This window comes from Serratia sp. 201 (assembly GCF_037027545.1).
Classification (GTDB): Bacteria; Pseudomonadota; Gammaproteobacteria; order Enterobacterales; family Enterobacteriaceae; genus Serratia; species Serratia bockelmannii.
In genome coordinates, this window is the sequence record NZ_JAXCHC010000002.1 from 642,498 (window position 1) to 656,086 (window position 13,589).

The following is a 13,589-nucleotide window of genomic DNA, read 5'->3' on the forward strand; positions in this document are numbered from 1 at the left end:
CCTGAGTGAAGCGTAATTCCCTATGAGCTTTCCCGTCGGCTGAAAAATAAAAACGAAAAACGCAATGTGCGTCGTGAAACATTAAATAAGGGCGATGTTCTGGCGCCTAAGCGAATATCGCGCAGGTGCAAAATATCTCTTTTTATGGGCGTGGAACGGTGGGGCGCCTTTGCCGGCTCAGCCCGCTATCGCTAAGGAATGGCGGTGGTCATGAGGCCCGCTTCGCCGCGTGTTGAGGTGAATCGAGGATAATCCATAACGGTGTTCTCCTAGATGGGATATATCGCATGAGCCAGCTGAGTTTACGGTCTTCATTGCCGTCTAAATATAAATACAGCATTAAAAGAATTGCCGCCCATCAAATTTTTATATGACTTGTTGAGTAAATACGAATAAGCGGGGAAAGAGAATATCGCGGCGCCTGACAGGGCTGACGTGGAGCAGAGGTGGTGCTGATCTCAGGGGAAAAAACGGCCTGCCAAAGCAGGCCGTTGGGGGGACGTTACGCCAGATCGAAACGATCGAGGTTCATCACTTTGTTCCAGGCGGCGACGAAGTCGTGGGCGAACTTCTCCTGCGCGTCGGCGCTGCCGTAGACTTCGGCCAGCGCCCGCAGCTGCGCGTGCGAACCGAACACCAGATCGACGCGGGTGCCGGTCCACTTGACCGCGCCGCTGCGGCGATCGCGGCCTTCGAACAGGCCGTCTTCACCGATCGGGTGCCAGGTGGTGCCCATGTCGAGCAGGTTGACGAAGAAGTCGTTGGTCAGCGCCTGCGGCCGCTGGGTGAACACGCCGTGCTGCGTGCCGCCAACGTTGGCGCCGAGCACGCGCAGCCCGCCGACCAGCACCGTCATTTCCGGCGCGGTCAGGGTCAGCAGCTGCGCCTTGTCGACCAGCAGCGTTTCGGCCGGCACGCGGTATTTACCCTTCAGGAAGTTGCGGAATCCGTCGGCGAGCGGCTCCATCGCCTCGAAGGAGTCCACGTCGGTCTGTTCCTGCGAGGCGTCCATGCGGCCCGGGGCGAACGGCACCGTCAGGGTGAAACCGGCGTTCTTCGCCGCCTGTTCCACGCCCGCCGCGCCGGCCAGCACGATCAGATCCGCCAGCGAGACGCGCTTGCCGCCGGTCTGCGCGTCGTTGAAGGCGCGTTGGATGCTCTCCAGCTTGGCCAGCGTCGCGGCGAGCTGCGCAGGTTGGTTGACCGCCCAGTCCTTTTGCGGCGCCAGGCGAATGCGCGCGCCGTTGGCGCCGCCGCGTTTGTCGGAACCGCGGAAGCTGGAAGCGGAAGCCCAGGCGGTGGAGACCAGCACCGACACCGGCAGGCCGGAAGCCAGCACGGCGTTTTTCAGCGCGGCGATGTCCTGCTCGTCGATCAGCGGATGATCGACCGCCGGGATCGGATCCTGCCAAATCAGCTCTTCCTGCGGCACTTCCGGGCCGAGGTAGCGCGCGCGCGGCCCCATATCGCGGTGGGTCAGCTTGAACCAGGCGCGGGCGAAGGCGTCGGCCAACTCTTCCGGATGCTCATAGAAACGGCGCGAAATCTTCTCGTAGGCCGGATCGAAGCGCAGCGACAGGTCGGTGGTCAGCATGGTCGGGCGGCGTTTCTTGTTGGGATCGAAGGCGTCGGGAATGGTTTCGCCGATGTCTTTCGCCACCCACTGGTGCGCGCCGGCCGGGCTTTGGGTCAGCTCCCATTCGTATTCGAACAGGTGGCGGAAGAAGTCGTGGTTCCACTGGGTCGGGGTAGTGGTCCAGGTGACTTCCAGGCCGCTGGTGATGGCGTCTTTGCCAACGCCGGTGCCGAAGGTGCTGTGCCAGCCGAGGCCCTGCGACTCCAGCCCGGCGGCTTCCGGATCGGCGCCGACGTTAGACGCCGGGCCGGCGCCGTGGGTCTTGCCGAAGGTGTGGCCGCCGGCGATCAGCGCCACGGTTTCTTCGTCGTTCATCGCCATGCGGGCGAAGGTTTCACGGATGTCGCGTGCGGCGGCCACCGGATCGGGATTGCCGTCCGGGCCTTCCGGGTTGACGTAGATCAGGCCCATCTGCACTGCCGCCAGCGGGTCCTCCAGATCGCGGTCTCCCGAGTAACGGCTGTTTGGCCCGCCGCTCAGCTCCAGCCAGATCTTCTCAGAACCCCAGTAGACGTCGTCCGGCTCCCAGGTGTCGGCGCGGCCGCCGGCATAGCCGAAGGTTTTGAAGCCCATCGATTCCAGCGCCACGTTGCCGGTCAAGATAATCAGGTCTGCCCAGGAGAGGTTGCGGCCGTATTTCTGTTTGATTGGCCACAGCAGGCGGCGCGCCTTGTCGAGGCTGACGTTGTCCGGCCAGCTGTTGAGCGGGGCGAAGCGCTGCTGGCCTTCGCCCGCGCCGCCGCGGCCGTCGCCGATGCGATAGGTGCCGGCGCTGTGCCAGGCCATGCGGATGAACAGGCCGCCGTAGTGGCCGAAGTCTGCCGGCCACCATTCCTGCGAGTCGGTCATCAGGGCGTGCAGATCCTGTTTGACCGCCGCCAGATCGAGACTGTTGAAGGCATCGGCGTAGTTGAAGTCTTTATCCATCGGATCGGACAGGGGGGAATGTTGGTGCAGCGGTTTCAGGCTGAGCTGATTAGGCCACCAATCCTGATTGGTGGGGCCGTTCTGCGGTGCGGGCTGCTTGCCGCCCGAAAACGGGCATTTGCTTTCAGTTGTCATAATGCGCTCTCTGCTTCCATAAAGGTGCTCCAGCCGCCGGGCGTGGAGCGGTTAACAAGGCATGCGGGTAAGGCTTGCGTCGGGTGTTGCGCTAAATAACTGAACTCAATGGATTCGCATCGCCCCGGCCGCTAACGGGCAAAAGGCGACTCATGGCTAAGCTTAGTCAGCGGTGGCGGAGAGATAAAATAGGAATGAGTGAATATTGTGATAGCTTGCGGCGATTTATGGGTGTGCTATTGATAGTCAACACGCCGTGTTATCGGCGCCGCAGCATAACCTTGAGCACCGCGTCCGCCAGCTTGCCGAACGGCGCGCGCAGGAGGTCGGTAAAACGCCAGCGGCTCTGGATAAAGACGCCTTTGGCGTGGCTCAGCGCCCGAAATCCTTCGATGCCGTGACAGGCCCCCATGCCGCTGGGGCCGATGCCGCCGAACGGCAGATCGTCCTGGGCGAAATGCAGTAGGGTGGCGTTAACGCTGACGTTGCCGGAGGTGGTGCGCGCCAGCAGCCGGTCCCGATCCTCGCCCGGCGGACCGAAGTAGTAGAGCGCAAGCGGGCGCGGCCCGGCGTTGATAACGTCGATCGTTTCATCAAAGGCGGCGTAGGTGCACACCGGCAGCAGCGGCCCGAAGATCTCCTCTTGCATGATCCGGCTGTCGTCGGGGGCGCCGACGATAAGCGTAGGGGCCAGCGTGTTCGGCCGTTCAGACGCCGAGTCCGGGCGGTGGCCGACCGGATGGATTTGCGCGCCGCGCTCCTGTGCGTCGGCAAGCAGCGCTTGCAAGCGGTGGTAGTGCCTGTCGTTGATGATGGCGCCGTAGTCGTCGCCGGTTGGCCCGTCGGGATAAAAGCTTTTAACCGCCGCGTCATAGAGCGCCATGAAGCTTGCCAGATCGTCCTGATGAACCAGCAGGTAATCGGGCGCGATACAGGTTTGGCCCGCGTTTGACAGCTTGCCGAACGCCACGCTCTTGACGTTTCTGGCATTAACCGCGCCGCGCGCCATGACGGCGGGGCTTTTGCCGCCCAGTTCAAGCGTTAACGGCACCAGATGTTTGCCGGCCGCCTGCATGACCTGACGGCCGATCGCCGTGCTGCCGGTGAACACCAGATGGTCGAACGCCAGCTCGCTGAATCTGGCCCCGACGTCCGGCCCGCCGGTCACGACGGCGACCTCATCGACAGGAAACAGCGCCGCCAGCATCGTTTCGATGAGGCGGCTGGTATGTGGCGTGAGCTCCGAAGGTTTCAGCATCACGCGGTTGCCGGCGGCCAGCGCGGTGGCCAGCGGGATGAAGGTCAACGAGAAGGGATAGTTCCACGGCGCCATGATGCCAATCACGCCCTTGGGCTGATATTGCACATAGGCGCGTGCGGCCTGATACGGCAGGGCGACGTGGCGGCGCTCCGGCTTCATGAAGCGTTTCAGGTTGCGCAGCAGGTAATCGATCGCCTGAACGGTAACCAGAATCTCCAGAATGTCGGTTTCGTAAGGCGAACGGTGGCCGAAGTCCGCGCTGACGGCCGCCGCCAGCGCGGCGCGCTGGGCCAGAATGGCGCTTCGCAAGCGGCGCAGGGCGGCCTTGCGCTGTTGCATCGTCGGCGCGCCGTCGCGCAGGAAGGCGTGGCGCTGGGCGGCAAGCCACGGCTCCATCGTCGTGGCGGTGTCATCTCCTTGCACTTGAATACTCCTGATGCCGATCGCGTTACTGAGGGAAATACCGCTTGCCGGGCCACTATTGACCTTAAAGTGAACTTTAAACCTATACTCGTTAAACGATCAACGCAAGATCGTCGGCCAACCGGGATGAGGGAGCCAGAGATCCCGGCGCCGCGCGCAGTATAAACCTTCTTTTTTAACCATAGTGTAAATGGGAGAAACGACATGGGTTATGTAACGACCAGCGATGGCGTCGAGATTTTCTACAAGGATTGGGGCCCAAAAAACGGCAAGGTTATCTACTTCCACCACGGTTGGCCGCTGTCCAGCGATGACTGGGATGCCCAGATGCTGTTCTTCGTGAACAAAGGGTTCCGCGTGGTTGCGCACGATCGCCGCGGCCACGGCCGCTCCAGCCAGGTGTGGGAAGGGCACGACATGGATCATTACGCCGATGACGTCGCCGCGGTGGTAAAACACCTGGGCGTGCAGGGCGCCATGCACGTAGGCCACTCGACCGGCGGTGGCGAGGTGGTGCGCTATATCGTGCGCCACGGCGAGGACAAGGTGTCCAAAGCGGTGCTGATCAGCGCGGTGCCGCCGCTGATGGTGAAAACCGACGCCAATCCGCAGGGCACCCCAAAATCGGTATTCGATGATTTCCAGGCGCAGCTGGCCGCCAACCGGGCGCAGTTCTATTATGACGTGCCCGCAGGCCCGTTCTATGGCTATAACCGCCCGGGTGCCAAACCGTCGGAGGCGATTATCTGGAACTGGTGGCGGCAGGGCATGATGGGGGGCGCCAAGGCGCACTATGACGGCATCGTCGCCTTCTCGCAGACCGATTTCACCGAAGATCTCAAGAAGATTGCCATTCCGGTGCTGGTGATCCACGGCGATGACGACCAGGTGGTGCCTTATCAGGATTCCGGCGTGCTCTCGGCCAAGCTGGTGCAAAACGGCACGCTCCATACCTATAAGGGCGCGCCGCACGGCATCCCGACCACCCATGCCGATCAGGTCAACGCCGATCTGCTGGCGTTCGTGAACAGTTAAGCGCGAACAAGCACTTTTGCTCCGCCCTGAGTGGGCGGAGCTTTTTTCATTACGATGAGGAACGGAAATGCAAACGATCCTGGGCGCCAGTGGCCAGATCGCCCAAGAGCTGGCGCGTGAACTGAAGCGCGCGTACACCGATGATTTAAGATTGGTCAGCCGCAACCCGAAGAAGGTCAACGACAGCGATACGCTGGTCGCGGCCGACCTGCTCGATGCACAGCAGACCCTGGCGGCGGTGAAGGGCAGCGACGTGGTGTATTTCGCCGCCGGCCTGCCGCCGGATTCGGCGCTGTGGGAGCGGCAATTTCCGACCATGCTGCAGAATGCGTTGGACGCCAGCCGTACCGCGGGCGTGCCCTTTGTTTATTTCGACAATACCTATATGTATCCGCAGAACGGCGAGCCGCAGACGGAATCGACGCCGTTCGCGCCTCGGGGGCGCAAGGGACGGGTGCGTGCCCTGATGACCGAGAAGGTGCTCAACGAGATGGAGCGCAAGCAGATCCCCGTGCTGATCGGCCGTGCTCCTGAGTTTTATGGGCCGGGAAAAACGCAGAGCTTCACCAATGCGCTGATCGTCGACAGGCTGAAAGCGGGGGGAAAACCGCGCGTGCCGGTTCGCGACGACAGGCTGCGCACGCTGATCTGGACGCCCGACGCCAGCCGTGGGTTAGCCCGGCTCGGCAATACGCCCGACGCGTTCGGCCAGACGTGGCATCTCCCGTGCTGCGACGAACGGCTCACCTATGCGCAGTTCGCCGCCTTGGCCTGCGAGGTGTTTGGGAAGGACATTTCATATTCCGTCATCGGCAAATGGGCGTTGATCGCCGCAGGGCTGGTTTCGTCCGGGGCGCGTGAGATGCGCGAGCTGCTGCCGCGCTACGAGCACGACAACCTGTTCGACTCGACCAAGTTCAAGCAGCGCTTTCCCGACTTCGCCGTCACGACGTATCGCGCCGGGCTGGAAACGATTTGGCGGGAGTGGAAGAACGCGCAAGCGCCGCGTTAAGATGCCCGCCGCGCCAGGGCTAGCCATAGCGCGCTACGCTGGGCTGCCGGCCCACTCGAGCCATTAAGCGAGCCTCGCCCCTCACCGGGCGGGGCTTTTTATTGGCTGCGCGAAAGCGGATCACCAGTGATAGCTGATGCCCATATCGAGCTTGTCCGACGCATCGACGCCGGCCGCGTGCTGCGAAAGGTTATTGAATTCATAGTTAATAAACACCTGCATGTTGCTGTTGAGCAACCAGGTCACCCCCAGCTCCTCGTAGTTCAATAAGTCGGTGTTGCGGCCTGCCCGGGCCTGTATTAAACGGGTATAGCCGATGTTGGGCTGAATATGGTCCGTCAGCCGGTATTTGACGAGCGCTTCATAACTTGACGCCGAGCCGCGGTTAGCGGTTTGTTGTGGGCTGATGGCGTTGTCGCTTTGGGTGAATACGGCCGCAAGATAGATTTTTTTCGACGCATAGAGAACCCCTTCGGCCAGCGTATCGATGCGTCGGCGATAGCCGGCGGCGTGTTGCTGCCGCTGCGTGGTTTGAGACGCCGAGGCGGCGGCGATGAGGCTGAGCGTCGGCGTCAGCGCATAACGGAACGAAGCGCCGAAGCCGTTGCCGTTTTGTTTGCCCAGCGCTTGCCGATCGTCGCCGTCTTTGAACTGATATTGCAACGCGAGGGCGGCGCGCCGCTGAAACAGGCTGAAAGTTTGGCGGTAGGTGAGCAGGTTATGCGCCCGGCCGCGCATAAAGTTATCGATGTAGTTGTACGCCATTTCCCTAAACAGCGGGGAGCGATCGGTCAGGGCGGTCACATCATAAAGCACGCCCCAGTTGCGGCCGATATCGAGGCTGCCCAGGGTGGCGTTTTGCACGCCGATATAGGCGAGCCGGGTGCTGTTGCGAGTCGCGTCGGCGAAGCTGACGGTATATTCCCAGTGGGCGTAGGCCTGCCAGCGCGGCGCGATCTTTTTTTTGCCTATCAGGCCGAAATAGAGGTAGCTGCGGTCGCCGTCGTCGCGTTCGTTTTGGCCGCTGTAGCGTCTGGCGATAATCGTGCCGTAGAAATTTAGGCTGTTTTGCTGCGATCCCGTCAACGACAAGGCGAAGGCGCCGCGCGGCAACAGGGCCAGCAGGGGGAACAGCATGCCCACCGAAAAATAACGAGGATTGCGTTTTATCATGATGGCACCGTCCCTGTGCGCGGCAAGCCCGTGTGCTTGCCGCCCTGGCGAAGCTTAAGCGTGCGTTTCGCGTTTAAAGTAACTGACGATCCCCTGAGCGATCGCCGTGGCAATTTTATTTTGGAAGGCGGGGGTGCCGAGCAGCCTTTCTTCCTCAGGGTTGGTGATGAAAGAGGTTTCCACCAAGACGGAAGGAATATACGGGGACTTTAAGACCACGAAGGCCGCCTGTTCGGTATTTTTGGCATGCAAATGATGGATGGGCGCAATATGCTGAATCAGGTGCGAGCCCAGCGCCAGGCTCTCTTTGATTGTTTCCGTCTGCTCCAAATCAAACAGTATCTTCTGCAAATAGCGATCTTTCTTGATGACGTTGGGGCCGGCGAGATCGTCCGCCGCGTTTTCACTGTTCGATAAGTATTTCGCCATCGCGCTGCTGGCGCCTTTATTGGAAAGCGCAAAAACCGACGCGCCGCAGGCACTGGGGCAGGTAAAGCCGTCGGCGTGGATGGACATGAAAAGATCGGCGCCATGCCGGTGCGCGATCTCCACCCGATCGTACAGCGGAATAAAAACGTCGCTGTCGCGCGTCAGGCGGGCATCGATGCCGTGTCGATCAAGCTGTGCACGCACATTTCTGGCGATCTCCAGAACGACATGTTTTTCCAGCGAACCGGTGTGGCCAATGGCGCCGGAGTCGATGCCGCCATGACCGGGATCCAACATGACCAGGAATCTTTTTCGCGCCCCCTGAGGGCCGTTCTGCTTTTTGGGACGTGGCAGGCCGTGGGCGTGAGCCAGCGGGGAAACGGCGCCGTTCAGCGCCAGGGCCGCCAACCCTGCCAACATCATTCTGCGGCGAGATAACCGGGTGTTCAAAAGGTCCGTCTTAGCCATAAGGTTAACCAGCATAAAAGGAAAGGGTGTTTTTGTTATAACATAACAATTTCACGCGCCGGCGGGGTTGTCTGTTAGCGGCTGTTACTTTTAATGTCATTCCTTAAATTCACTGGTTTTTTATACTGCATTTATTTTGTTTATTGAATGTTTATATTGATATAAATTTGTTTTGCATTTGTTAATTCTTATTTTGACACACTATTTAATCTAATATTTCAAATGAGATTTATTCTCCTCTTTAATTGATATGTTATAACGTAAACATTAAAACGGATAAAAAACGGGGTCTTTGCCGCCGGCATGAAGCTACTCACGTTTTTGGAGCGTTAACATGACTTTTAAACACCAGGAAAAAGAGACACTAAATATATTCGCCGTTCTCGCGGTCTCGTTAAGCACGGTCATCGCCATGCTCGACAGTACCATCGCCAACGTGGCATTGCCGGTTATCGCCAAAGATTTCGGCGTTTCCGAATCGGCCTCCATCATGATTATTAATGCCTACCAGTTTGCCGTTGTCGCCTCTTTGATGCCCTTCGCGGCGCTGGGCCGCGCGGTGGGCAATAAAAAGATCTTTATAGCCGGGGTGGTGCTGTTCGCTTTTTCATCCTTGGGCTGCGCGCTGTCCACGACGCTGTCGATGCTGACGGCATTCAGGGTGATACAGGGCTTCGGTGCGGCGGCGGTGCTCAGCGTCAATGCGGCGCTGATCAAGGAGATATACCCGGAAAGGCTGCTGGGGCGCGGCCTGGGGATCAATGTGATGGTGGTGTCGGTTTCCGCCGCCGCCGGGCCGTCCATCGCCTCGGCGATACTTTCTCAGACGAGCTGGAACTGGCTGTTTACCATCAATGTTCCCATCGCCTGCCTGTCGCTGCTGCTGAGCCTGATCTTCCTGGCCCCCCGCGAGCGGCGCAGCGTTGGATTCGACAGCGGGGGGGCTCTGTTGGTGTTTGTGCTGTTTATCGCTTTCTCGCTCAGCACGATGAGCATGACCACCCACCATCTGCCGGCGGCGGCGCTCAGCTTTGCGGTATTCGCCGGGCTGGCCGGGTGGCTGTATATCAATCAGAAAAGAAAGGCCAACGCCGCGCTGATCCCGATCGCGATGCTGCATAACCCGACGCTGTCATTGTCTTTGCTGATGTCGATGCTGTCTTACAGCACCCAGCTTTTGGCTTTTGTATCGCTGCCTTTCTATTTCCACAATGTCCTGCAAAGAAACGTGGTGGACATCGGTCTGCTGCTGACCGCCTGGCCGCTGGCCACCATGGCGTCTTCGCTAATTTCCGGCGATTTGGCCAAGAAATACGATCCCAATCTTGTTGCCCTCTCGGGCCTCGCCTGTCTGCTGGCAGGCATGCTGCTGATGGCCAATTTGCCGAGCGATCCGTCGAATGGGGCGATCGTATGGCGTGTGGCGCTGTGCGGCATCGGTTTCGGCCTGTTTCAATCACCGAACAACCTGCTGATCATGACCTCGGTCTCGCACGAAAACAGCAGCATCGCCAGCGGCCTGTTGGGCAGCTCCCGGTTGATCGGGCAAATCGTCGGTTCGGCGTTAGTGGCGATTTTCTTCAATATGCGCGGCGCGCAAGCGACGAATATCAGTTTAATGGCGGGGGCGGCATTCTCGTTCCTTTCTCTGGCCGTGAGCTATATGCGCTTCAAGTCCGCCGTTACGTTAAAAACCAGCAAATAGAAGCACGAGGTTTCCCATGCGATTTATCCCATTAGTGCCGTTGGTTATCGGGATGGCGGCGTTTTCCCTTGCCGGTTGCACGACCTACCACGACGTGGCGTTGCAACAAAAAGAGGCGGGGCTCAATAGCCCGTATTACCTGCTGCAGCCGCCGGTCTATGTCGGCGACCAGTTGAAATATGGCCTGAAGGACGGCAGCGGCGGCGAGCTGACGGTGGCGAAGGTTGAACCTAAAGACATCGTCGCCGACAGCGGAAAAATCATTCCCCTGGCAGAGCTTTCTTTCCTGCAACGAAAAGACCTTTCCACGGGAAAAACCGCCGCGTTGGTTGGCGGCGGCGCGGTAGCCACCACGGCAATCGTCTTTGTGGCCGGGATAACCATTATGGCAGCAGGCATCGCCGCGTCGGCCTAATACAGCCCATCGACGCGCGCCGCCGAGCGTGCGCGCAGGAGGCACCATGTGCGTAACAGTGAAATTTATCGCCACCGCGTTGCTGGCCCTATTTGCCTTGCCGACGGTGCCTTGCGCCGGCGCCAGCCTGCCGGCGGCGGCCGAGCCGTTGCAAAGCGCGGCGACGCAAACGCTGCCCGGCAGCTACCCGCGGATCGTCATCACCGGCAACTGCCCCTTCGGCGTGATCCTGGCGAACGAGGCGGCCTATCGGCATGTCGTCGGCGTGGGGCCCTGGGCGTTCATGCATGCCGATAGGCATGTGTTGAAGGACATGAAGCCGGATATCGGCAGGATCACGTCCGATTTCATCAATAAGGACTATCGGGTCAACATGGAGTCGTTAATGAATCTGCGGCCCGACATCATTTATTACTACGGCAAAAGCCAGGACGATCGGCTGGAAAGGGCGGGCGTGATGACGGTCGATCTGGACGCCGGCGGGAAGACCAAATACCAGCCGATGGTTACCCAGGTGTATTGGGAAAATACCTTCGCCGACACCCTCGGCCTGCCGCGTACGCATAAATTCAAAGACGCCTGGGAAAAGACCCTGAAACAGATCCGCCCCTATGCCGCCGCCATCCGCGCGCAGCACGTCAGGGCGTTATATCTGGAAGAAAGCGACGGCAGGCAGCTGAAGGTGAGCGGCCCGCATACCTACGGCGACACCTACCTGAAAATGGCCGGCATGGACAACGTCGCCGGGGATTTGCCGGTAAAAGGGGATGCCGGCAGGTACATCAACGTTTCGATGGAGCAAATCATGGCCTGGGACCCGGATGTGATTTTCGTGGTGTTCGGCAGCGCCAAAGCGCTGCTGCACGGGGGGATCCCCGGCCAGGCGTGGGAGACGCTCAGGGCGGTGAAAAACGGCAAGGTTTTCTCGACGCCGGTGGGCATTCACAACTGGGGGGGCCTGTCGGCGGAAACGTCACTGCTGCCGCTGTTTATGATCAACCGGTATGCCCCTGAAGACATTAGCGACAAAACGCTGCGGGAGGAGACGCGTCGCTATTATCAGACGATGTTCTCTTATGCGATCCCGGACCGGTTGCTGGATGAGGTGCTGGCGCAACGCTAGTGCCACGGTTGAATAGCGTGAGTTCGTTGGAGGAGCTTGGGGATGCCGGGCAGAGGAAAATATGTGGCGATCATGGCGGGATTGTTTATTTCGCTCTGTGTGGTCGCCTTCGCATCGCTGTTTGCCGGCCGCTACGCCTTGTCGGCCCATGATGTGGTGCAGATTTTATGGCAGGGGAACATGCCGGGGGAAAACCAGGCCCGCTACTCGGTGATTTTTAACCTGCGCGCGCCGCGGGTGGTGGCGGTGATGCTGGTGGGCGGTGGGTTGGCGGTCGCCGGTGCGACCTTTCAGGCGGTGCTGAAAAACGCGCTGGCCAGCCCGGACGTGCTGGGCACCTCTTCCGCCTCCGCCTTTGGCGCTGCGCTGGGCATTTTGTTGAGTTTGCCTTTTGCCCTGAGTTCCCTGCTGTCGTTTCTTTTCGGCGTGGTGAGCTTGCTGCTGGTGCTGGGCATCTGCCGCCTCAAACGCCGGCAGGATGCACTCACCACGATTTTGTCCGGCATGATTATCGCGTCGCTGTTTATCGCGTTTGTCTCGGTCATAAAATATGTCGCCGATCCGCAGGATACCTTGCCGGCGATCGTCTTCTGGCTGATGGGCAGCTTCGCTTCGGTAGCGAAAGCGCAGGTTTATTGGCTGATCCCGCTGTTTGCGGCGTGTTACCTGACTATCTACCGGCTCAGGTGGAACATGAACATTCTCTCGCTGGGAGACGACGAGGCGCGCATCGCCGGCCTGAATCCGCCTCGGCTGAAGATCCTGCTGCTGATCGCCGCCTCCCTGCTGGTTTCCGCCTCGGTGAGCTTGGCCGGCGTGGTGGGGTGGGTCGGCTTGGTGATCCCGCATTTGGTGAGAAGCGTGTTGGGGTATAACCACGGCCGCCTGATCCCCGCTTCGGCGCTGAGCGGGGCGCTGTTTTTGCTGGTGATCGACAATATCGCCAGAGGGGCCACCTATGCTGAAATCCCGATCGGCATCCTGACCGCGCTGATCGGCGCGCCGCTTTTCGCTCTCCTTTTTATTACGAGCAGCAAACATGATCACAGTTAACCAGCTGACCCTGGGTTTCAAGGGGCGAGAACCCCTTCTCGACAACGTCAGTTTTCATCTGGCGCGGGGCGAGATCCTCAGCGTGCTCGGGCCGAACGGCGCCGGTAAAACCACGTTGCTGAGACACATCGCGGGCCTGTGCCGGCCCCTGTCTGGCGGGTGCAAGATCGGCCTGGTCGACAATCGGCCCGCCCGGTTGGCCTATGTGCCGCAGGCGAAAACGCCGCATTTCGCTTATGGGGTACTCGATTTTGTCACTTTCGGCTGTGCCCGCCAGGCGGGGTGGTTCGCCAGGCCGCGGCGGCAAGATGTCACCAAGGCGCAGGCGGTGTTACACGCGCTGGAGATCGCGCCGCTGGCGCAGAAAAACATCAATCAGATCAGCGGCGGGGAACTGCAGATGTGTTATTTCGCCAAGGCGCTGGCAGCGGATCCCGACGTCATGATCCTCGACGAACCGGAATCGAACCTGGATTTTTACAATCAGGCTAAAATGATCGAGATGCTCTGGCGCCTCGCCAAAGAGCGGCAGATGACGATCGTGCTGAATACGCATTTTCTGCATTATGCCGATCGTATCTCTGACAAGTGCCTGCTGATGAATAAGCGACAGTGCATGTTTGGCGATAAAAACGCCTTGCTGCAAGAGGATATCCTAGAGCGTTACTTCCAGGTACCGGTGAGAAAGTGCCGGTATGAATATGCCGGCGTCAGCGAAGAAACGTTCATTGTCGCGCTACGGCATCATGCTTGAGCGCCGCCAGCGCGAGGGTGATTGAGGGATATCCCTCATT

11 protein-coding genes are annotated in these 13,589 nt (G+C 59.8%); 7 read left to right on the forward strand and 4 right to left on the reverse strand.

Annotated elements, in window-relative coordinates; all coding sequences use genetic code 11:
* Positions 1-502 precede the first annotated feature (502 nt).
* Positions 503-2,698 (reverse strand): catalase/peroxidase HPI, encoded by a 2,196-nt coding sequence (gene katG, locus WA302_RS11330; protein ID WP_049203308.1) that lies wholly within the window; start codon positions 2,696-2,698, stop codon positions 503-505.
* 259 nt (positions 2,699-2,957) lie between these two features.
* Positions 2,958-4,382, reverse strand: a complete 1,425-nt coding sequence (locus WA302_RS11335; RefSeq protein ID WP_239536978.1) for a coniferyl aldehyde dehydrogenase — start codon at positions 4,380-4,382, stop codon at positions 2,958-2,960.
* 204 nt (positions 4,383-4,586) lie between these two features.
* Between WA302_RS11335 and WA302_RS11340 the strand changes: the two genes are divergently transcribed.
* Together WA302_RS11340 and WA302_RS11345 are read left to right on the forward strand one after the other, a co-directional pair.
* On the forward strand, positions 4,587-5,417 hold the full coding sequence (locus tag WA302_RS11340) for an alpha/beta fold hydrolase (RefSeq protein ID WP_025303474.1): 831 nt from the start codon (positions 4,587-4,589) through the stop codon (positions 5,415-5,417).
* Between the two features lie 67 nt (positions 5,418-5,484).
* Positions 5,485-6,429 carry an NAD-dependent epimerase/dehydratase family protein gene (locus WA302_RS11345; RefSeq protein ID WP_336063914.1) on the forward strand — a complete coding sequence of 315 codons (945 nt, stop codon included), beginning with the start codon at positions 5,485-5,487 and terminating at the stop codon, positions 6,427-6,429.
* 120 nt (positions 6,430-6,549) lie between these two features.
* Here the strand turns inward: WA302_RS11345 and WA302_RS11350 are convergent, their stop codons facing one another.
* Together WA302_RS11350 and amiA are read right to left on the reverse strand one after the other, a co-directional pair.
* Positions 6,550-7,602, reverse strand: coding sequence for a porin (locus WA302_RS11350; protein WP_238969515.1), 1,053 nt, complete (start codon positions 7,600-7,602; stop codon positions 6,550-6,552).
* A 54-nt stretch (positions 7,603-7,656) separates the two neighbouring features.
* The gene (amiA, locus tag WA302_RS11355) at positions 7,657-8,499 is read right to left on the reverse strand and encodes an N-acetylmuramoyl-L-alanine amidase AmiA (protein WP_049209241.1); all 843 of its coding nucleotides are present in this window, start codon (positions 8,497-8,499) and stop codon (positions 7,657-7,659) included.
* 334 nt (positions 8,500-8,833) lie between these two features.
* Between amiA and WA302_RS11360 the strand changes: the two genes are divergently transcribed.
* Genes WA302_RS11360 through WA302_RS11380 form a run of 5 tightly spaced genes read left to right on the forward strand, consistent with a single transcriptional unit; the run spans position 8,834 to position 13,549 of the window.
* Entirely contained in the window at positions 8,834-10,204 is a 1,371-nt protein-coding gene (locus WA302_RS11360) for an MFS transporter (protein WP_089181102.1), read from the forward strand.
* Between the two features lie 16 nt (positions 10,205-10,220).
* Positions 10,221-10,619, forward strand: a complete 399-nt coding sequence (locus WA302_RS11365; RefSeq protein WP_025303469.1) for a hypothetical protein — start codon at positions 10,221-10,223, stop codon at positions 10,617-10,619.
* Positions 10,620-10,665: 46 nt separating this feature from the next.
* Entirely contained in the window at positions 10,666-11,742 is a 1,077-nt protein-coding gene (locus WA302_RS11370) for an ABC transporter substrate-binding protein (protein ID WP_025303468.1), read from the forward strand.
* Positions 11,743-11,784: 42 nt separating this feature from the next.
* Entirely contained in the window at positions 11,785-12,795 is a 1,011-nt protein-coding gene (locus WA302_RS11375) for a FecCD family ABC transporter permease (protein ID WP_043143129.1), read from the forward strand.
* On the forward strand, positions 12,782-13,549 hold the full coding sequence (locus WA302_RS11380) for an ABC transporter ATP-binding protein (RefSeq protein ID WP_336063916.1): 768 nt from the start codon (positions 12,782-12,784) through the stop codon (positions 13,547-13,549). The genes WA302_RS11375 and WA302_RS11380 overlap by 14 nt, the downstream gene beginning before the upstream one ends.
* Positions 13,550-13,589 lie beyond the last annotated feature (40 nt).